The organism is Mycobacterium avium subsp. avium (genome assembly GCF_009741445.1).
Classification (GTDB): domain Bacteria; phylum Actinomycetota; class Actinomycetes; order Mycobacteriales; family Mycobacteriaceae; genus Mycobacterium; species Mycobacterium avium.
Genome location: NZ_CP046507.1, coordinates 1,359,901 through 1,379,666 on the forward strand (window position 1 = coordinate 1,359,901; position 19,766 = coordinate 1,379,666).

The following is a 19,766-nucleotide window of genomic DNA, read 5'->3' on the forward strand; positions in this document are numbered from 1 at the left end:
CTAGGGAGTTTGGGAGACACGTTGTCCTTCCGGACAGGTACGCACGTGACGCATGTGGCACGGGTGGGCCTGGCGCTGACTGACTTTCGCCGCGTCGCATTCCCAATAAAATCCCCACCTATGCAGGCAGTGCGGGTGGACCCCGCTGGATTGGCAGCGATGGCTGGTCGCTGGGCGACGGCAGCGGGCGAATTGCACGTTCCAGCGGCGCCGACGGCCTCGGGATTGCCGAGCCAGGCCAGCGTGGCCGCGGTCAACGTCGCTCATGCCGACGTCACGGCCTTCACGGCCAGGCTCGCCGACCGGGTGCAGGCGCATGTGATTGGCGAGGCCGCGCGGCTGACGCGTTGCACGCTGCGACGCACGACGACGCGGGGAAGACCAGCGGGGTCGCCGACCAACTGCGGGCAGCGGCCGGAGTCGCCCGAAGCGGCGCCTCCGAGTTGGTCGCGGCCCGCTCGCGAGTCCGCTACGCCGTCGAGGACGCCATGCGGTCGGGCTTCGATGTGTACGAAGACATGTCGGTCGCAGATCGTTCGACGGGTGGTTCGGCTGCGCAGCGAGCGGCCCGGCAGGCTCAGGCGCAAGCCTTCGCCGGTGACATACGCCGGCGCGCCGCTGAATTGGTCGCCCTGGACCAGCAGGTCGCCGGCAGAGTCACCGCGGCCACGGCCGGAATCCGCGACACGTTTCCGCAAACCCCGGATTCCGATGCGCCTCAGCGCAAACCGAAATTCCAAGCGGTCGACCACCACACCTTCAAAGAAGATCCACCGCCCAACGGATCCTATCCAGTCAACGAGGTGGTGGCCGAGGCAACCGATCTCGACGGCAACCATGTCGTGCTGCGGCGGGGCTACTACAACGCTAAGACGGACAGGGGGTTCGGGTGGGACAAGGCGTACTGGAAGCACGGAATAGTCAATCCCAACGTGTTCAAAGACCTGATTTCCCACAGCCGTCCCGTGCGCCAGCCGGACGGTACGCTTCGGTATGACGTTTCGGTCGATCGCGCTCACTGCACGAGAGGTCCCCTGGGGATCGCGAGCTGCCAGGACACCGGCGAGAGTCTGACGATGAGGATCGTCGTCGATCCGCGTTCTGGGCGCGCAGATGTGTCAGATGGGGGACAGAAAGGGGTGATCACCATGTTCCCCCTCCCGGGAGGAAGTGGAGTGGTGGAGATCCGTCCGGGGTGGACTTTGACGCCGCCATGGGTGAATAACAATGTGCCCATCAACTGAACACACGGACGAGCAACGCGCATTCGCAGCCGACGTTCTGCGAAAGCTCTTGCAACACATAGTGAACCAGAACCAGTTTGCCAACGCGGCAGAAGGGCATTACACGTTTCTGGTGTCGCACGCATGGACAGAAGGGCCGATGATGTACCTGGTGTACCAGGCTCCGCCATCCGACATCAGTTGGGGCTTGGTCCGCGACACCAGAGAATCGATCCTCGACCCGAGTCCCTGGCCGGACGTAGATGAGGCAGTGCTGTACTACTACTTGCTAGATCTCGAGGAGAATTGGCCCGGGCACTTTTCCCGTCAGCCCGGGGAAACCGACACGATCTGCTGGAGAGGCGATCGACACCCAGGCCTTCCAGAACACCCATCAGACATCGACGATGAGCATCGCTACACGCCGACGGCACCGTCGTTGGCGCAGCACCGCCCAGAGCAAGCGCATCCGGTGGTCAACGAACCGCGCTTGTACGCCGACCCACCGTGATCGATCCGGTCACCGCGCGACCAGCGTGAGCCACCTTCGCGAACCCGCCCCGCCGCACTTGAGTTCCTAAGGGGAGTCAAGCTACTTCGGTGGGTTTTATGCTGGGGTGGACGGGCCGGTGAATTGGAGCGCGTAGCGACTCCTGTTGTTCCCGGCCCGTCCTGCCTTTTTGGCGCTGGGAGTAGCGCTTGGAGGCAGCGTTGATGCGAGTCTTCTTGTCGACGGTGTGGTGGGCGCGGACGATGCGGCGTCCTTCTTCGAAGGTGATGGGTCGTCCGTCGGTGTCGCGCAGCACGTAGTGCGCTCCGGCGCGCCAGCAGGTGGCGATGCGGGTGAGCAGGATGGTGGCAATGTGGCAGATCGCCGAATCGTGGTGGCGCTCGGTGCTCATCAGGCGTTTGTATTTCGCGGCCAGTTGCGGGTCGCTCTTGCGGGCTTGGTCAGCGGCGGCGAAGAGGGCTTCGCGCAGCAGCGGGTCACCGGCTTTGGTGAGTCCGTGGCGCTGTTCTGCTTGTCCGGACTGGTTGACCTTGGGGACGAGGCCGGAGTAGGCGCGGATGGCGGCTAGGGAGTGGAACCGGTGCGGGTCGCCGATGCGGCCGGCGATGACCGCACAGGTGACGGGCCCGACGCCGGGTGCTGAGGCGATGATGCCGCGCGGGTCGGCCTCGGCGTAGAGGTTGGCGGCGCGCTCGTCGAGGTCGTCGATCTGCTCGGTGAGCATCTGGGCTTGCTCGGCTTCGGTAGCGATGTCGGCGGCCAGTTCGGCGAAGTCGATGCGGGCATTAGCGCCAGATCCCCATAGCTGCAGCGATTCTTGGGCGGCGGTCAACAGCAGGGTGGCGTGTGGTTCGCGCCAGGCGCCGCGGGAGTGGCGGATCAGGAAGCGGGTCAGGCGGGCATGGCCGAGACGGATCAGGCTGTGCGGGTCGGCGTAGCGGGCCAGCAGTGCCAGCGCGGCCTTGCCATAGTTGGATCCCAGCGCGTCGTACCAGGCTGGACCGAGGAGCTCGAGCTGGGCGTCAAGGCGCTGGAAGACTGCGGTGCGGCGCTTGACGATCGAGGAGCGGATCTTGACCAGGCGCCGCAGCGGTTCGCCGGGCCCGTCGCCGCTGTGGTCACGCAGCCCCTCTGGATGCAGCAAGGGCAACCGGGCCAACAGCTTGGAGTCCAGATGGTCATTTTTGGTGTGCTTGGAGTAGTAGGCGCGCAGGTCTGCTGACTGGGTGGTGGGCACCATCGAGATCCGGGCGCCGTGATGACGAAACCAGGATGCCAGCGGAACCCATGCGTTGCGGGTGGGCTCCATCACCACCCGCACGGTGTCTTGCTCGCTGAGTCCGATTACTTTCCAGAGCTTTTCGAGGTCGGCGGGCCGGGTGAAGAACTTTCGTCCGGTCCACACATACGTCCCATCGGGACGGGCCAGCGATGCTTGATGAGCAGCCCGGCACGCCACGTCGATACCCAAAATCAGTTCCACGCACATCCTTTCGACGGATCCAGGTCAGTCCCCGGCTCCGACGGGCATGGCCCAGACATTCCGCAAGCAGAAGTCCGCTCCCGAGCGGCTCCAAGTTCCCGAACAGGGACACCGGTCGGCACCTGAGACGCGCCGCGGACGACCACTCAAAAATCAGGAATCACCAGGTGTTCCGGTCGGTGGCCTCGGCCGTCCGCGGACGCCCACTAAACCTAAATGTCGGTGATCGCCTCTACCCTGGTGACATGGCATTTGCCACGGAACATCCGGTAGTCGCGCATTCGGAGTACCGCCCGGCCGAGGAGGCCGTCGAAGGGCTGGTGCGGGCCGGCGGCCGCTTCGAGGTGGTCAGCCCGCACGCGCCGGCCGGTGACCAGCCGGCCGCCATCGACGAGCTCGAACGCCGCATCAGGGCGGGGGAGCGCGACGTGGTGCTGCTCGGGGCCACCGGCACCGGCAAGTCGGCCACCACCGCCTGGCTCATCGAGCGGCTGCAACGGCCCACGCTGGTGATGGCGCCCAACAAGACGCTGGCCGCCCAGCTGGCCAACGAACTGCGAGAGATGTTGCCGCACAACGCGGTTGAATACTTCGTGTCGTACTACGACTACTACCAGCCCGAGGCGTACATCGCGCAGACCGACACCTACATCGAAAAGGACAGCTCCATTAACGACGACGTCGAGCGCCTCAGGCACTCGGCGACCTCGAGCCTGCTGTCGCGCCGCGACGTGGTGGTGGTGGCCTCGGTGTCGTGCATCTACGGCCTGGGCACGCCGCAGTCCTACCTGGACCGCTCGGTGGAGCTGCGGGTCGGCACCGAGGTGCCCCGCGACGCCCTGCTGCGGCTGCTGGTCGACGTCCAATACACCCGCAACGACCTGTCCTTCACCCGCGGCTCGTTCCGGGTCCGCGGCGACACCGTCGAGATCATCCCGTCCTACGAAGAGCTGGCCGTGCGCATCGAGTTCTTCGGCGACGAGATCGAGGCGTTGTACTACCTGCACCCGCTGACCGGCGACGTGATCCGCCAAGTCGACTCGCTGCGGATCTTCCCGGCCACCCACTACGTGGCCGGCCCGGAAAGAATGGCCCACGCCATCTCCACGATCGAGCAGGAACTGGCTGAGCGGCTGGCCGAACTGGAGGGCCAGGGCAAGCTGCTGGAGGCCCAACGGCTGCGGATGCGCACCAACTACGACATCGAGATGATGCGCCAGGTCGGATTCTGCTCGGGCATCGAGAACTACTCGCGCCACATCGACGGCCGCGGCCCGGGCTCGCCGCCGGCCACCCTGCTCGACTACTTCCCGGAAGACTTCCTGCTGGTCATCGACGAGTCCCACGTCACCGTCCCGCAGATCGGCGGCATGTACGAGGGCGACATGTCGCGCAAACGCAACCTGGTCGAGTACGGGTTCCGGCTGCCGTCGGCCTGCGACAACCGCCCGCTCACCTGGGAGGAGTTCGCCGACCGCATCGGCCAGACGGTCTACCTGTCGGCCACCCCGGGCCCGTACGAACTCAGCCAGACCGGCGGCGAGTTCGTCGAGCAGGTGATCCGCCCCACCGGGCTGGTCGATCCCAAGGTGGTGGTCAAGCCGACCAAGGGGCAGATCGACGACCTGATCGGCGAAATCCGCAAGCGCACCGAGGCCGACGAACGGGTGCTGGTCACGACGCTGACCAAGAAGATGGCCGAAGACCTCACCGACTACCTGCTGGAGATGGGTATCCGGGTGCGCTACCTGCACTCCGAGGTCGACACGTTGCGCCGGGTGGAGCTGCTGCGCCAGCTGCGGCTGGGCGAGTACGACGTGCTGGTCGGCATCAACCTGCTGCGGGAGGGCCTCGACCTGCCCGAGGTGTCGCTGGTGGCGATCCTGGACGCCGACAAGGAAGGCTTCCTGCGGTCCGCGCGCAGCCTGATTCAAACCATCGGCCGCGCCGCCCGCAACGTCTCCGGCGAGGTGCACATGTACGCCGACACCATCACCGAGTCGATGAAGGAGGCCATCGACGAGACCGAGCGGCGCCGGGCCAAGCAGATCGCCTACAACGAGGCCCACGGCATCGATCCGCAGCCGCTGCGCAAGAAGATCGCCGACATCCTCGACCAGGTCTACCGGGAGGCCGACGACACCGACACCGTCGAGATCGGCTCCGGGCGCAGCATGTCCCGCGGGCGGCGCGCCCAGGGCGAGCCCGGCCGGGCCGTCAGCGCCGGCATCGTCGAGGGCCGCGACACCACCAACATGCCCCGCGCCGAGCTGGCCGACCTGATCAAGGACCTCACCGCGCAGATGATGGCCGCGGCCCGCGACCTGCAGTTCGAGCTGGCCGCGCGGTTCCGCGACGAGATCGCCGACCTGAAGAAGGAGCTGCGCGGGATGGACGCCGCCGGCCTGAAATGAGTTTGCTGGCAACCGATCTCCAGCTCGCATCGCCGCGGCACGCCATACGGTAGAGGGGTGACGGATGCGGCGACCATCACCGGCGGCTGGCGAGAGCTGCTGGGCGCCAGGTATCTGAGGACCTCGATCCTGCTCGCCGGCGGGGTGGCGCTCTACGCCACGAATGAGTTCCTGACCACCAGCTTGTTGCCCAACACCATCGCCGAGATCGGCGGCAGTCGGCTCTACGCGTGGGTGACGACGCTGTATCTGGTCGGCTCGGTGGTCGCGGCCACCATGGTCAATCCGATGCTGCTGCGCGTCGGCGCGCGGGCGTCGTATCTGCTGGGGCTGGCCGTGTTCGGCGTCGCCAGCCTGGTTTGCGGTGCGGCACCCGATATGCATGTTTTGATTGCTGGGCGCGCCATGCAGGGGGTGGCCGGCGGCTTGCTGGCCGGCCTGGGCTACGCGGTGATCAACTCGGCGCTGCCACGCTGGTTGTGGACCCGCGGCTCGGCGCTGGTGTCGGCGATGTGGGGCGTCGCGACCGTGGTCGGGCCCGCGACGGGCGGGCTGTTCGCGCAGCTCGGGATCTGGCGCTGGGCCTTCGTGGTGATGGCCGTCCTGACCGCGCTGATGGCGCTGCTGGTGCCGGTCGCGCTGGCCTGCGTCGACCCGGCCCCCGCCATACCCCGGATGAAGGTGCCGGTGTGGTCGCTGCTGATCATCGGTGTCGCCGCGCTGGCGGTCAGCGTGGCGCAGATCCCGCACAACACCGCGGCGACCTTCGGGCTACTGGCGGCCGGAATCATGCTGGTCGGGCTGTTCGTGATCGTCGACTGGCGCATGCACGCCGCCATCCTGCCGCCCAGCGTGTTCTCGCCGGGGCCGCTGAAGTGGATCTACCTGACCATGGGCGTGCTGATGGCCGCCGCGATGGTGAACACCTATGTGCCGCTGTTCGGTCAGCGGCTGGCCCACCTCACCCCGATCGCGGCCGGCTTCCTGGGAGCGGCGCTCGCGCTGGGCTGGACGGTCAGCGAGATCGTCAGCGCCTCCCTGGAGAACCCGCGCACCGTGGGACGGGTGGTCATGGTGGCGCCGCTCGTGGCGGCGTCCGGGCTGGCGCTGGGGGCGGTGGCCCGGCACGGCGACGGGTCGGCCTGGACCGCCGCGCTGTGGGCGGTGGCGCTGCTGGTCGCCGGCACGGGCATCGGGATGGCCTGGCCGCATCTGTCGGCGCGGGCCATGGCGTCGGTCAACGACCCGGCCGAGGGCGGCGCCGCTTCGGCGGCGATCAACACCGTCCAGCTGACCTCCGCCGCGATCGGCGCCGGGTTGGCCGGCGTCGTCGTCAACACCGCCACCGGGGGTGACGAGATGGCCGCCCACCTGCTGTTCACCGTCTTCACCGCGCTCAGTGCGGCGGGGGTGGCCGTCTCTTACGCCGCCACCCGGGCCACCCGCCAGGCGCAGCCGGTCGGCAACGTCAGCTGAATTCAGTCCGTCGCATCATCGGCCGACAGCACCGCGGCGACCCCGTCCACCTCGGCGAAGACGTGCGCCGCATCGGCGATCTTGGCTCCCGACAACGTCATTGACACCGCGACTTCGCCGTCGTCGATGTCGTGCGGGTCGGCGTCGAGTTCGGTGAGCTGCCAGTCGCGCTGCCCGGAAAGACGCAGCAGCTCGCGCAGCACGCCGCGGCCGTTGGCGTAGATGATGCGCAACCGGACCGTGCCGCGCAGCCGCGCATTGAGTTGGCGTTCCACCGCATTGAACGCCAGCGCGCTCACGAAGTGCAGCCCGACGACCGCGATCGCCAGCAGCAGCAGGCCCGCTCCGGTGGCCAAACCGATGGCCGCCGATTCCCACACCGCGGCCGCCGTGGTAAGACCGTGCACCGCACCGCGCCGGGTGATGATGATGCCGGCACCGAGGAATCCGATCCCCGAAACCACTTGGGCCGCAACGCGAGACGGGTCCAGCACGATGCTGCCCGCCGACAGCACGTCGCTGAAGCCGTACTTGCTGACCAACATGATCAGCGCCGAGGAGGTGCCCACGATCGTCTGCGTCCGCAAACCGGCGCTCTTGCCCTGGATGGTGCGCTCCAGCCCGATGAGCGCCGTCAACCCGAACGCGGCGAACAGTTCGACGGCATGCCGCGCGCCCTGCACGCTGCCGCCCAGCAGCGGCGCCCCGGTCAGCCAGATCTGCATGCCGTCAAGCTACCCAGCATCCGGAACTTCACGCGGCCGGCGGCCGTCGTCGTCAGCGGGTGGACTTGACAACCTGCGAGTAGTGGAATTGCCACCGCTCGACGATGTGGAAGCCGAGATAGCCGGGGAATCGATATGCGGGGGCCTGCCCGAATGCGCTGCCCGGTGGCAGCGATTGCCCGGACTGATGGTCGGGCAGCGAGTTGTCCTTATTGGTGATCGTCCAGATGGTCGAGCATTTGTTGATTTTGGCCGTGGTCAGCCAGATGGCGACGTGGCCGTCCCACAGCGTCCCGACCTTGGGGCCGTATGCGCCGCGTTCGACGTCGATCAGCGACCGGAACGCCGCGGGCCGGGTGGCCAACAGCGCGCGGATCGGGCCGGGCCGCCACGGCACGGTGTTGTCCACCAGCAGACAGTCGCCGGGTGCGGCGTGCGAGCCGATCAGGTCGGCGACCTGGCTGTAGTCCCAGCCCTCCTTGGCGTACGGCCAGCGTTGCACGAACAGGTAATTCGGCAGCGCGGCAACGGCGCACAGCAGCACCGCGCCGGCGATGGACCAGGGGCGGCGGGCCAGCGTGACGATGCAGACGGCCAGCACGATGGCCATCGCGGGCGCGGTGAAGATCAGGTAGCGCGGGTAGTAGATCGGTTCGCCGACGGCCGAGTAAACGACCACCAGCGCGGTGGGAATCACCATCCAGGCCGCGCAGAGGATCAACAACCGGCGCAGGTCGCCCGGCGGCGCCGGCACCCCGGCCAGCCGGGCCACCGCCGCCGCCACGATCAGCACGGCGCTCAGCACGGCCAGCGCGACGCTGTGGTCGAAATACTGGCGCAAGATGATGTCGAACGCGTAATGCCAGCTCACCGGGTAGATCCAGTTGACCTGCCAGACCTGGTTGTGCGCGAACAGCAGGAACGGCGTCATCGCCCCGACGGCGACGGCCGAGCTGCCGGCCCACCACAGCGCCGCCGACCTGCGCGCGCCGCGGGCCGTGAGCAGCGGCAGCATCACGCCGTACACCGGCACCATCAGCACCATGTTGAGGTTGAGCAGGATCGCCAGCATCAACGCCAGCGCGTACCCGATCCACGGGCGGGGCGCGCCGCGCCGGACGGCGGCGACGAACAACACGGTCAGCCAGACGGCGGCGGCGGCCACGAACGCGTACGGGCGCGCCTCCATGCCCGCCCACGTCATGCGGGGCAGCAGGGCGAACACGGCGCCCGCGCATACCGTTGTCCGCCGGGGGGCGAACTGCCTGGTGAACACCGTGACACCGGCGGCCGCGGCCCCGACCGCCAGGGCGCTGGGTAACCGGGAGAAGAACTCGGTGGGCGGGAACAGCGCGAACCAGCCGTGCATCAGCAGGTAATAGGCCCCGTGGACGGCGTCGATATGTCCGAGCAGCCGCCAAAACTCGGGCAATGTCCGGCTGGCCGCGGCCGAGATCGTCGCCCCCTCGTCGAACCACAGCGACGGCCGGCACGCCCAGGCGGCGCTGAGCGCGGTGGCGAGCACCGCGATCGCCCACGGATCGAGCAACCTTCCCCGCGGACGGCGAGGCGCAGGTTCGGCGACGATATCCCCGGCGCCCGACTCGAAAGTCGGCTCGAGGGTGGGCATGGACATGATGCTTGTTACTTTAGGGCGCGCCCGGTGCGGCGGCTCACAAACAGCCGCCCGGGGTATTCGCCGTCGGCCCCGCAATCGGCGAAAAGCGGCGCAATGCAATGCTTTCCGCGCTGCCCTCGGGGATGGGATTGTTTTGGCATCGGCGAAATTGTCCATTGCCGCAGCCGGGCCCGCCAAATTGGCAAACCCGCCGCGCCACACCGTGTCGCTGATCTACCTCCTCAGCATCGAGCAAACGCGATACTGTCTTGGGTTGGCTGACCAACCGACACTGGGAGGGTAAATGGGCGCCTATCGGACTGTCGTGGTAGGAACCGATGGCTCGGACTCGTCGATGCGTGCGGTAGAGCGGGCGGCGCAGATCGCCGGACCGGATGCCAAGCTGATCGTGGCCTCGGCGTACTTGCCCCAGCATGAGGACGCCCGGGCCGCCGACGCCCTGCGGGAAGAAAGCTACAAGGTGTCGGGCACCGCCCCGATCTATGCGATTCTGCGCGACGCCAAGGAGCGCGCCCACCAGGCCGGAGCGAAGAACGTCGACGAGCGCCCCATCGTGGGGGCCCCGGTGGATGCGCTCGTGCACCTCGCCGAGGAGGAGCAGGCGGACCTGCTGGTGGTCGGCAACGTCGGTCTGAGCACCATCGCCGGACGGTTGCTGGGCTCGGTGCCCGCCAACGTGTCGCGGCGGGCCAAGACCGACGTGCTGATCGTGCACACCACCTCATGACCGCTACCGGTTGACCGTTACCAGCCCCGCTCGCGCCATTCGCTGAGGTGGGGGCGTTCGTTGCCCAACACGGTGTCGTCGCCGTGCCCGGGGTAGACGACGGTGGAGTCGTCGTACACGTCGAACACCCGGGTGGTGACGTCGTCGATCAGCTGGTCGAAGTCGCCGGGCTGCCACGTCTTGCCCACCCCGCCCGGGAACAGGCAGTCGCCGGTGAACAACTGGGTGACCCCGCCGGTCGCCGCCCCGTCCAGGGCCAGCGCGATCGAGCCGGGAGTGTGCCCGCGCAGGTGGATGACGTCGAACGCCAGCTCGCCGATGCGCACGGTGTCCCCGCCCGCCAGCAAACGATCCGGTTTGACCGGCAGCGGGCCGGCGTCGATCTCGTTGGCGGCGGTGGGCGCCCCGGTGGCGGCGGCGACGTCGGCCAGCGCCTGCCAGTGATCGAAGTGCTGGTGGCTGGTCACGATCAGCGACAGCTTGGGGGCGTAGTCGCGGATCAGGCCGATCAGCACGTCGGCGTCGTTGGCGGCGTCGATCAGCAGTGTTTCGCCGGTCGCGGAACACGTCACCAGGTATGCGTTGTTGTCCATCGGGCCCACCGACGCCTTTATGATCGTGGCGCCGGGTAGGGTCCGGCGGGCCGCGGTGCCCGGATCGACGTGTCCGGTGTAGTTGTCGCTGGGAACAACCGAGGCAGTCATAGCGGCCACGTTACTGGTCAAACGTTGCTTGTCGGTATGGGCACCTAGCATGGAATGCGCCGTGCGCACACCGGCTGTACGGAGCGGATTCATTGAGAGAGGGCAGCGTGGCTGACCGTCTGATCGTCAAGGGCGCCCGCGAGCACAACCTGCGCGGCGTCGACCTCGACCTGGCCCGGGATGCGCTGATCGTGTTCACCGGGCTGTCGGGATCGGGCAAATCGTCGCTGGCCTTCGACACGATCTTCGCCGAGGGGCAGCGGCGCTACGTGGAGTCGCTGTCGGCCTACGCCCGCCAGTTCCTGGGGCAGATGGACAAGCCGGACGTGGACTTCATCGAGGGGCTGTCGCCGGCGGTGTCCATCGACCAGAAGTCCACCAACCGCAACCCGCGCTCGACCGTCGGCACCATCACCGAGGTCTACGACTACCTGCGGCTGCTCTACGCCCGCGCGGGCACCCCGCACTGCCCGGTGTGCGGCGAGCGGATCGCCCGGCAGACGCCCCAGCAAATCGTCGACCAGGTGCTGGCGATGCCCGAGGGCACCCGGTTTTTGGTGCTGGCCCCGGTGGTGCGCACCCGCAAGGGCGAGTTCGCCGACCTCTTCGAGAAGCTCAACGCCCAGGGCTACAGCCGGGTCCGGGTGGACGGCGTGGTGCATCCGCTGACCGATCCGCCGAAGCTGAAGAAGCAGGAAAAGCACGACATCGAGGTGGTGGTGGACCGCCTCACCGTCAAGGCGTCCGCCAAGCAGCGGCTCACCGACTCGGTGGAGACCGCGCTGAACCTGGCCGACGGCATCGTGGTGCTGGAATTCGTCGACCACGAACACGACGCGCACAACCGCGAGCAGCGGTTCTCCGAGAAGCTGGCCTGCCCGAACGGGCACGCGCTGGCGGTCGACGACCTGGAACCGCGGTCGTTCTCGTTCAACTCGCCCTACGGCGCCTGCCCCGAGTGCAGCGGGCTGGGCATCCGCAAGGAGGTCGACCCGGACCTGGTGGTGCCCGACCCGGAGCGCACCCTGGCCGAGGGGGCGGTGGCGCCGTGGTCGACGGGCCACACCGCGGAGTACTTCACCCGGATGATGGCCGGGCTCGGCGACGAGCTGGGCTTCGACGTCGACACCCCCTGGCGCAAGCTGCCGGCCAAGGCCCGCAAGGCGATTCTCGAGGGTTCCGACCACCAGGTGCATGTGCGCTACCGCAACCGGTACGGCCGGACCCGCTCGTACTACGCCGATTTCGAGGGCGTGCTGGCGTTCCTGCAGCGCAAGATGGCCCAGACCGAGTCGGAGCAGATGAAGGAGCGCTACGAGGGCTTCATGCGCGACGTGCCCTGCCCGGTCTGCGAGGGCACCCGGCTGAAGCCGGAGATCCTGGCCGTCACGCTGGCGGCGGGGCGGCACGGGAAGAAATCCATCGCCGAGGTGTGCGAGCTGTCCATCTCGGATTGCGCGGAGTTCCTCAACACGCTCACCCTGGGGCCCCGCGAGCAGGCGATCGCCGGGCAGGTGCTCAAGGAGATCCAGTCCCGGCTGGGGTTCCTGCTCGACGTCGGGCTGGAATATCTGTCGCTGTCGCGCGCGGCGGCCACCCTGTCCGGCGGTGAGGCGCAACGCATCCGGCTGGCCACCCAGATCGGGTCCGGGCTGGTGGGGGTGCTCTATGTGCTCGACGAGCCGTCCATCGGCCTGCACCAGCGCGACAACCGCCGGCTTATCGAAACCCTCACGCGATTAAGGGATTTGGGTAACACGCTGATCGTCGTGGAGCACGACGAGGACACCATCGCCCATGCCGACTGGATCGTGGACATCGGCCCGCGGGCCGGTGAGCACGGCGGCCAGATCGTGCACAGCGGAACCTATGCCGAGCTGCTGGCCAACCAGGACTCGATCACCGGGGCCTACCTGTCCGGCAAGGAAAGCATCGAGATGCCGGCGATCCGGCGCCCGGTCGACCGCCGCCGCCAGCTCACCGTGGTGGGGGCGCGCGAGCACAACCTGCGCGGCATCGACGTGTCGTTCCCGCTCGGTGTGCTGACGTCGGTGACGGGCGTGTCGGGCTCGGGCAAATCGACTCTGGTGAACGACATCCTGGCGACGGTGCTGGCCAACCGGCTCAACGGCGCCCGGCTGGTGCCGGGCCGGCACACCCGGGTCACCGGGCTGGACCACCTGGACAAGCTGGTGCGGGTGGACCAGTCGCCGATCGGGCGCACACCGCGGTCCAACCCGGCCACCTACACCGGCGTGTTCGACAAGATCCGCACCCTGTTCGCCGCCACCACCGAGGCCAAAGTTCGTGGCTATCAACCGGGCCGGTTCTCGTTCAACGTCAAGGGCGGCCGGTGCGAGGCGTGCACGGGCGACGGCACCATCAAGATCGAGATGAACTTCCTGCCCGACGTGTACGTGCCGTGCGAGGTGTGCCACGGTGCCCGCTACAACCGGGAGACCCTGGAGGTGCACTACAAGGGCGAGACCATCTCCGAGGTGCTGGACATGTCCATCGAGGAGGCGGCGGAGTTCTTCGAGCCGATCACCGGCATCCACCGCTACCTGCGCACCCTGGTCGACGTCGGCCTCGGTTATGTGCGGCTCGGCCAGCCGGCGCCCACCCTGTCCGGCGGCGAGGCGCAGCGCGTCAAACTGGCCGCCGAACTGCAGAAGCGCTCCACCGGCCGCACCATCTACATCCTCGACGAGCCCACCACGGGGCTGCATTTCGACGACATCCGCAAGCTGCTGAAGGTCATCAACGGCCTTGTCGACAAAGGCAACACGGTGATCGTCATCGAACACAACCTGGACGTGATAAAGACCTCGGACTGGATCGTCGACATGGGCCCGGAGGGCGGGGCCGAGGGCGGAACCGTTGTCGCGCAAGGCACTCCGGAAGACGTCGCCGCGGTGCCGGAGAGCTACACCGGCAAGTTCCTCGCCGAGGTGATCGGCCGTGGCGGGGCGGCGGCCGGCGCCCCGCGCCGGTCGAGCCGGCGCCGCAAGGCCACCGCCTGAGTCAATCCTGCTGCGGCCGCATGGACTCGCGGATCTGGGCCAGCCGCCGTGCGGCGGCGCGTTTCCGCTCGTCGTACTGCTCGGCGACCGATCGGCCTTCGGGCGATTCCGCGTCGAGGTCGGCGGCGCCCTGCGCCGTCGCGTAGCGCGCCTCGATCTTGTCTCGGACGGAATCGAAGGTGGGCACGCCGGCGTTGTCGTAGCCGGCGTCGGCCGGCGTAGCTGATTCGTCGGGCATGCGGTTACGCTACTGCGGCGGCGATCGAAATAGGCAACGCCTGTTGTCACCGTTGGGCGTCAAATCATCGGCACAGACGATTGGGGAAGATTCGTCGCTGCACGCCACATTTTCCATGCTCTGGCCGGGACCGGCGTTAACCATAAATCGGCCGCGACCGCGGTTACTGAATAGTAGCTGTTCTATTCGCCAAATCCCATGCGCCGCTGAGCAAGCGCGCCGTGCAACTTCTTGCCCGAGCCGAAGGGACGTAATTAGCTGCTTGTGCCACAATCACCTTGGTTATTTGTCACGAGTCTTATTAACGAACAAATTGGTGTCGAAGGCTCGGTCAAAAATGGCTCGGATCGCACGGCAAATGAGTGGAGGTAAACATGGAAGCGGCTCAGCTCGCGGCAAGGGAGATTAACGACGGCCCGTGGCCGGAGACCGGATTCGGCTGGTACGACCAGGCGACGGGTTGTCGGGTCACCGCGTCGACGCCGGAAGCGGAGCCCGAATTGTGGAATCAATATCTGGATGGCGCACTCGAGAGTTATCGCAAGCACGGCCTGGACTGGGTGCTCGACCTGGAGCGGATCAGGGATGGCGCCGACACGACCCTGTTCTTTGCCGCGCTTGACCCCCAAGGTCGGGTCGTCGGGGGGACGCGGGTGGTGGGGCCGTTGCGGTCTCCGGATGTCAATGGCCAAGTAGAAGTCCCCGCTGGTGGCCAGCAGAAGTCCCCACTCCGCTGCGGGTGGTTGGCTAATTCTTGGCGGCTCCCTTCTTGTGGTCGGCGTGGCGCATCCGGTAGGACTCGCCGGAGGTGACGACGATGCTGGCGTGGTGCAGCAGCCGATCGAGGATGCTGGCGGCGGTGGTGTGCTCGGGCAGGAATCGCCCCCATTGTTCGAAGGGCCAATGCGAGGCGATGGCCAGGGAGCGGCGCTCGTAGCCGGCAGCCACGAGCCGGAACAACAGTTGAGTCCCGGTGTCGTCGAGCGGGGCGAAGCCGATCTCGTCCAAGATGACCAGATCCGCGCGGAGCAGGGTGTCGATGATCTTGCCGACGGTGTTGTCGGCCAGGCCGCGGTAGAGGACCTCGATCAGGTCGGCGGCGGTGAAGTAGCGGACTTTGAATCCGGCGTGGACGGCAGCGTGCCCGCAGCCGATGAGCAGGTGACTTTTGCCCGTACCAGGTGGGCCAATGACCGCCAGGTTCTGTTGTGCCCGAATCCATTCCAGGCTCGACAGGTAGTCGAACGTGGCTGCGGTGATCGACGATCCGGTGACGTCGAACCCGTCGAGGGTCTTGGTGACCGGGAAGGCTGCGGCCTTGAGACGGTTGGCGGTGTTGGAGGCATCGCGGGCAGCGATCTCGGCCTCAACCAACGTCCGCAGGATCTCCTCCGGTGTCCAGCGTTGCGTCTTGGCGACTTGCAACACCTCGGCGGCGTTGCGGCGCACCGTGGCCAGCTTCAACCGCCGCAGCGCCGCGTCAAGGTCAGCAGCCAGCGGTGCCGCCGAGGACGGTGCCACCGGCTTGGCAGCGGTGGTCATGAGGCCGTCCCGTCGGTGGTGTTGATCTTGTAGGCCTCCAACGAGCGGGTCTCGACGGTGGGCAGATCGAGCACGAGTGCGTCGCCGGCGGGGCGGGGTTGTGGGGTGCCGGCGCCGGCGGCCAGGATCGAGCGCACGTCGGCAGCGCGGAACCGGCGAAACGCAACCGCCCGGCGCAGCGCGTCAATCAAAGCCTGTTCGCCGTGGGCGGCGCCAAGGCCGAGCAGAATGTCGAGTTCGGATTTCAGTCGGGTGTTGCCGATCGCAGCAGCACCGACGAGGAACTGCTGCGCTTCGGTTCCCAATGCGCAGAATCGTTTCTCTGCTTGGGTTTTTCGGGCGAGGACCACGCGAGGGTGCGGGTCTGGGTCCGTCGTAGTGTTCATCGAGGATGGACACCTCACCTGGGCTGACGAGCTCGTGCTCGGCCACGATCACACCGGTCGCAGGTTCCAACAGGATCAGGGCGCCATGATCGACCACCACCGCCACGGTGGCACCGACGAGCCGCTGAGGCACCGAGTAACGAGCTGAGCCGTAACGGATGCACGAGAGGCCGTCGACCTTACGGCGCACCGACCCCGAGCCGATCGTCGGCCGCAGCGAGGGCAGCTCCCTCAAGACGGTGCGCTCGTCAACCAAGCGATCGTTGGGCACGGCGCAGATCTCCGAGTGGACCGTGGCATTGACCTCGGCGCACCATAGTTGCGCCTGGGCGTTGAGGGCACGTAGGTCGACCTGCTCACCGGCTAACGCAGCTTCGGTCAGCAGCGGCACCGCAAGGTCGTCCTGAGCGTAGCCACAGAGGTTCTCCACGATGCCCTTCGATTGCGGATCCGCACCGTGGCAGAAGTCCGGAACGAAGCCATAGTGGGACGCGAATCGCACATAATCCGGTGTTGGAACAACAACATTGGCGACGACACCACCTTTGAGGCAGCCCATCCGGTCGGCCAGGATCTTGGCCGGAACCCCACCGATCGCCTCGAGGGCTTCGGCGATCATCGCCAGCGTGGTCGAGGCTTTCTCGTCGGCGGCGAACCGCACAAACCGCCACCGCGAATAGGCCAGCACCGCGCAGAACACCATCAACCCCGGTGCAGCTTCGGCCCAATCCATCACCAGATAGTCACCGGGTGACCAGACCGCCGGACGGCGTTGATGCCGGTTAGCGTTGCGCCACAATACTTTCTGCTCGGCTACCAGGCGGCGGAAGTTACGGGCCGAGCCCTGATACCCGGCAGCTCGGGCGATCGGCAGCATCCGCTTCGCCGACATCTTGCCGTGTGATTTCTCGACTCGGGTGGCGACTAGATCGGTGAACGCGTCGAGGTTGCGTGGCCGTGGTTCCCGCGGGGGCGCGCCACCGGCCTCGGCCCGCTCGATGACCCGCTTGACCGTCTTGTGCGTAGTACCGCACAGCTCGGCCGCGCCGCGATACGACCCGACCTGGTGATACGCCGAAATGATGTTCATACGCTCCCTTGCAGACTTCAATAGAGCTCCCTGGGCGGTGATCAAGTGACAGTTGGCGCTATCACCGTCACCGCCCAGGCCCTCAGCTCCCGGAAAAGACACGACGAGCCCGCAAAGGAGTGGGGACTTCTACCTGGCCACCAGTGGGGACTTCCTACTGGCCACAGATGGGGACTTTCTCATGGCCATGGACACCGGAGGACTCGCACGCCCTGCAGGAGTGGAAAGGAAACCCGGGGCTTCCGCTGCTGCGCTACATGATTGCCAACCGGATTCCCTTTGGCGTCGTGGAAGTGAAAAGCGCATGGACGAATTCCCGCGAATACGGCAATCGGGCCCTTTCCACCGTGCTGGCCCGCACCGCGTTGCCGACGATGACGCTGCTCGGTGCCCAGTTCGTCATGGCCACCGCGGCGGCGCACGTGCTCGAGCAGTGGCAGTCCTCCGGCGGTGTGGTGGCGTCTCGGGTGCCGGCGGCGGCCTATCCCAACGAGAACTACCGAACCAAGGTGATGTGGTGGGACCGCCGCACCCTCGCCGCCCATGCCGATCCGGCGCAATTCAAGTTGATGTGCGCCGAGAACACCGAAATCCTCAGCCGCCTATCGGCATAGGTTTCTGATGGCCTGCTGCTAGACCACGTGCTGGTTTTCGGGAGCGCCCCCGTCCGAGAACCTCATCGGTATAGCGCCTTTGATCAGAAGCGCTTCCATACCCGCGCTGTCGAGTGGGCGTGACAGCAGGAAGCCTTGTGCGCGATGGCAGCCCAGGCTGAGCAGCGTCTCGGCCGCTGCCACCGTTTCCACACCCTCGGCCACAACGTCGAGCCCGAACGCGTCGGCGAGGGCCAGCGTGGAACGCACGATTGCCAGGTCACCGGGATTGGTATCGAGACTCTGGACGAAACCCTTGTCGATCTTGAGCGAGTCGACGGGCAGCGATTTGAGGTATGTCAGCACACTGTAACCGGTGCCGAAGTCATCGATGGCGATCTGCACTCCGATGTCCTTCAGCCCGAACAACGTCTGACGCGTCGCGTCGATGTCTTGGACCACAACGCTTTCGGTGATCTCGAGGCACACGGTGCTCGGATCGAGGCCGAACTCGTCGAGGGTGGCCGCGACGGTGTCAACTATGCCGGCCGTGACCAGCTGGACGGGCGAGACGTTGATTCGCAGCACGGTTCCCTGTCCGACGCCGCGTGACCGCCACTGTCCGAATTGCGCACACGCTGACCGCATGACCAGGCGGCCCAATTTGGCACCCAGGTTGATTGATTCAGCGACCTGGATGAACGAGTCAGGCATCAACAAGCCCAGAGTGGGGTGTTGCCAACGCGTTAGCGCCTCGATGCCGAGGATCTCGCCGGTACGCATGTCGAATTCCGGCAGGTAGTGCAAGACCAGCGCACCGCTGCCGCCGTCGATCATCCCTTCCAGGTACAGCTCGATGTCGTTGCGGATCGTGTCTATTGTCGACATCTCCGGGCGGAAGGTCGCGACGTTGTTGCCGCCGGCGGCCTTGGCCGATCGGGTGGCCTGGTCCACCCGGCGGAGCAAATCCGACGTGCTCTCGTCCCCCGGTATGCCGGCCGCGACGCCGATACTGACGGTGCGGCTGAGCATTTCATCGTCGATTGCGATCGGATGGTGAAGCCGCTCGTGCAATGAGTGCGCAAAACTTTCGGCCGCTTCGACATCCATCGGCGCAGCCGGCACGACGCCGAACTCGTCGCCCCCGAAACGGGCGATGACGGACGGTATTTCGGTGGCTTCGCGGAGTAGCGCGGCGAAGGCGTCGATGAATCGGTCGCCGGCGTCTTGGCCGAGGCGGCCGTTGATGACTTTGAAGCGGTCGATCGCGAGGAACACGACTGGAACCGGGCCGGGCTGTCCCGGCGCCAGCCGCTTGTCGAGGTGCGCGATGAGCGCTCTGCGGTTCAGCAACCCGGTAAGTTCGTCATGCTCGGCAAGGTAGTGAATTTGCTCTTCGGCGACGACACGGGCTTGCAGCTGCGCAAAGAGTGCCGCGATCGCCTGTAACGCATTGAGTTCCTCGGATAGCCATTCGCGATCGCCGAACTTGACGAATCCCAGGGTCCCGGTGGTGACATCTCCGGACAGCAGCGGAACGGCGGCCAGGGAGACCTCGGGGATTCCGGTGCCGTCTTCGATATTGCGTTGATAGTCGGCATTCGCCGGTTCGGGACGTAGAACATCGGGTTCTTTCATCGTCTCGACCCGCGCGAAGACAGAGTCGGCGTCGGCGAAATAGATCACCCCGAGAGGGTCGGGGTCCACGTTGCGCGGGGGCCATTCAGCAACGAGCACTGTCGCGCGGATGCTGTGATCGTTGTGCCGCAGAAACCCGAAATTAACGCCGAAGTGGCTGACGAGGTCGGCGAGCACCCGTTCGCTGATCTGGGCGGCGTCTGCCGCGGTGGCCGCCATCAGTTCCGCGGCGGCAGCGGTGACCAGGTGGTCCAAGGTGCCCGACATTGCCCTTACCGTAGCCTCCTACGACGGGCAAGGCAGGCATTGTGCGCCGCATCACGGGGATGGGTGCGTGACAGCCTTGGGATCCCA

General features: G+C 66.8%; 13 protein-coding genes and 3 pseudogenes. 8 read left to right on the forward strand and 8 right to left on the reverse strand.

The genetic code is table 11. The annotated features are described in order from the left end of the window. Nucleotides 1–488 precede the first annotated feature (488 nt). A complete protein-coding gene (locus MAA44156_RS06500) occupies nt 489–1,244 on the forward strand; it encodes a hypothetical protein (RefSeq protein ID WP_371304201.1) in 756 nt (251 codons plus the stop codon). A gap of 61 nt (nt 1,245–1,305) precedes the next feature. Next, the gene (locus MAA44156_RS06505; RefSeq protein ID WP_224119133.1) at nt 1,306–1,734 is read left to right on the forward strand and encodes a hypothetical protein; all 429 of its coding nucleotides are present in this window, start codon (nt 1,306–1,308) and stop codon (nt 1,732–1,734) included. Between the two features lie 76 nt (nt 1,735–1,810). Here the strand turns inward: MAA44156_RS06505 and MAA44156_RS06510 are convergent, their stop codons facing one another. After that, on the reverse strand, nt 1,811–3,223 hold the full coding sequence (locus MAA44156_RS06510; RefSeq protein ID WP_080555769.1) for an IS110 family RNA-guided transposase: 1,413 nt from the start codon (nt 3,221–3,223) through the stop codon (nt 1,811–1,813). Nucleotides 3,224–3,462: 239 nt separating this feature from the next. Between MAA44156_RS06510 and uvrB the strand changes: the two genes are divergently transcribed. Together uvrB and MAA44156_RS06520 are read left to right on the forward strand one after the other, a co-directional pair. Further along, nucleotides 3,463–5,631 carry an excinuclease ABC subunit UvrB gene (gene uvrB, locus MAA44156_RS06515; RefSeq protein WP_003876248.1) on the forward strand — a complete coding sequence of 723 codons (2,169 nt, stop codon included), beginning with the start codon at nt 3,463–3,465 and terminating at the stop codon, nt 5,629–5,631. 57 nt (nt 5,632–5,688) lie between these two features. Beyond that, entirely contained in the window at nt 5,689–7,107 is a 1,419-nt protein-coding gene (locus tag MAA44156_RS06520; RefSeq protein ID WP_009977340.1) for an MFS transporter, read from the forward strand. A gap of 2 nt (nt 7,108–7,109) precedes the next feature. Here MAA44156_RS06520 and MAA44156_RS06525 read toward each other — a convergent pair whose 3' ends face one another. Together MAA44156_RS06525 and MAA44156_RS06530 are read right to left on the reverse strand one after the other, a co-directional pair. After that, nucleotides 7,110–7,832 (reverse strand): MgtC/SapB family protein, encoded by a 723-nt coding sequence (locus MAA44156_RS06525; RefSeq protein WP_003876250.1) that lies wholly within the window; start codon nt 7,830–7,832, stop codon nt 7,110–7,112. A 52-nt stretch (nt 7,833–7,884) separates the two neighbouring features. Further along, nucleotides 7,885–9,468: a mannosyltransferase gene (locus MAA44156_RS06530; protein ID WP_033716515.1), complete on the reverse strand. Its 1,584-nt coding sequence runs from the start codon at nt 9,466–9,468 to the stop codon at nt 7,885–7,887. A 286-nt stretch (nt 9,469–9,754) separates the two neighbouring features. Here MAA44156_RS06530 and MAA44156_RS06535 point away from each other — a divergent pair, with 286 nt between their 5' ends. Then, entirely contained in the window at nt 9,755–10,198 is a 444-nt protein-coding gene (locus MAA44156_RS06535) for a universal stress protein (protein WP_009977337.1), read from the forward strand. Between the two features lie 17 nt (nt 10,199–10,215). On the opposite strand, the gene MAA44156_RS06540 is transcribed toward MAA44156_RS06535, so the two are convergent. Next, on the reverse strand, nt 10,216–10,902 hold the full coding sequence (locus MAA44156_RS06540) for an MBL fold metallo-hydrolase (RefSeq protein ID WP_009977335.1): 687 nt from the start codon (nt 10,900–10,902) through the stop codon (nt 10,216–10,218). Nucleotides 10,903–11,009: 107 nt separating this feature from the next. On the opposite strand from MAA44156_RS06540, the gene uvrA reads away from it, so the two are divergent. Then, nucleotides 11,010–13,925, forward strand: coding sequence for an excinuclease ABC subunit UvrA (gene uvrA / locus MAA44156_RS06545; protein WP_009977334.1), 2,916 nt, complete (start codon nt 11,010–11,012; stop codon nt 13,923–13,925). A gap of 1 nt (nt 13,926) precedes the next feature. Here uvrA and MAA44156_RS06550 read toward each other — a convergent pair whose 3' ends face one another. Continuing rightward, the gene (locus MAA44156_RS06550; protein ID WP_009977332.1) at nt 13,927–14,163 is read right to left on the reverse strand and encodes a hypothetical protein; all 237 of its coding nucleotides are present in this window, start codon (nt 14,161–14,163) and stop codon (nt 13,927–13,929) included. A 374-nt stretch (nt 14,164–14,537) separates the two neighbouring features. Here MAA44156_RS06550 and MAA44156_RS06555 point away from each other — a divergent pair. Then, a pseudogene (locus MAA44156_RS06555) lies at nt 14,538–14,843 on the forward strand (hypothetical protein); the annotation flags it as partial. 67 nt (nt 14,844–14,910) lie between these two features. On the opposite strand, the gene istB reads toward MAA44156_RS06555, so the two are convergent. Both istB and istA read right to left on the reverse strand, forming a co-directional pair. After that, on the reverse strand, nt 14,911–15,705 hold the full coding sequence (istB, locus tag MAA44156_RS06560) for an IS21-like element IS1612/ISMav1 family helper ATPase IstB (protein WP_009979999.1): 795 nt from the start codon (nt 15,703–15,705) through the stop codon (nt 14,911–14,913). Continuing rightward, nucleotides 15,702–17,202, reverse strand: a pseudogene (istA, locus tag MAA44156_RS06565) (IS21-like element ISMav1 family transposase). The gene istB and the pseudogene istA overlap by 4 nt, the downstream one beginning before the upstream one ends. A 170-nt stretch (nt 17,203–17,372) precedes the next feature. Here istA and MAA44156_RS06570 point away from each other — a divergent pair. After that, a pseudogene (locus MAA44156_RS06570) lies at nt 17,373–17,795 on the forward strand (hypothetical protein); the annotation flags it as partial. 18 nt (nt 17,796–17,813) lie between these two features. Here MAA44156_RS06570 and MAA44156_RS06575 read toward each other — a convergent pair. Continuing rightward, nucleotides 17,814–19,679, reverse strand: a complete 1,866-nt coding sequence (locus tag MAA44156_RS06575; RefSeq protein ID WP_009977321.1) for a putative bifunctional diguanylate cyclase/phosphodiesterase — start codon at nt 19,677–19,679, stop codon at nt 17,814–17,816. Between the last annotated feature and the right edge of the window lie 87 nt (nt 19,680–19,766).

Coding starts and splice junctions, on each gene's coding strand:
- MAA44156_RS06500 (WP_371304201.1), top strand. CDS start 489: ATGCGGTCGGGCTTCGATGTGTACGAAGACATGTCGGTCGCAGATCGT.
- MAA44156_RS06510 (WP_080555769.1), bottom strand. CDS start 3,223: ATGTGCGTGGAACTGATTTTGGGTATCGACGTGGCGTGCCGGGCTGCT.
- uvrB (WP_003876248.1), top strand. CDS start 3,463: ATGGCATTTGCCACGGAACATCCGGTAGTCGCGCATTCGGAGTACCGC.
- MAA44156_RS06525 (WP_003876250.1), bottom strand. CDS start 7,832: ATGCAGATCTGGCTGACCGGGGCGCCGCTGCTGGGCGGCAGCGTGCAG.
- MAA44156_RS06530 (WP_033716515.1), bottom strand. CDS start 9,468: ATGTCCATGCCCACCCTCGAGCCGACTTTCGAGTCGGGCGCCGGGGAT.
- MAA44156_RS06535 (WP_009977337.1), top strand. CDS start 9,755: ATGGGCGCCTATCGGACTGTCGTGGTAGGAACCGATGGCTCGGACTCG.
- MAA44156_RS06540 (WP_009977335.1), bottom strand. CDS start 10,902: ATGACTGCCTCGGTTGTTCCCAGCGACAACTACACCGGACACGTCGAT.
- MAA44156_RS06550 (WP_009977332.1), bottom strand. CDS start 14,163: ATGCCCGACGAATCAGCTACGCCGGCCGACGCCGGCTACGACAACGCC.
- istB (WP_009979999.1), bottom strand. CDS start 15,705: ATGACCACCGCTGCCAAGCCGGTGGCACCGTCCTCGGCGGCACCGCTG.
- MAA44156_RS06575 (WP_009977321.1), bottom strand. CDS start 19,679: ATGTCGGGCACCTTGGACCACCTGGTCACCGCTGCCGCCGCGGAACTG.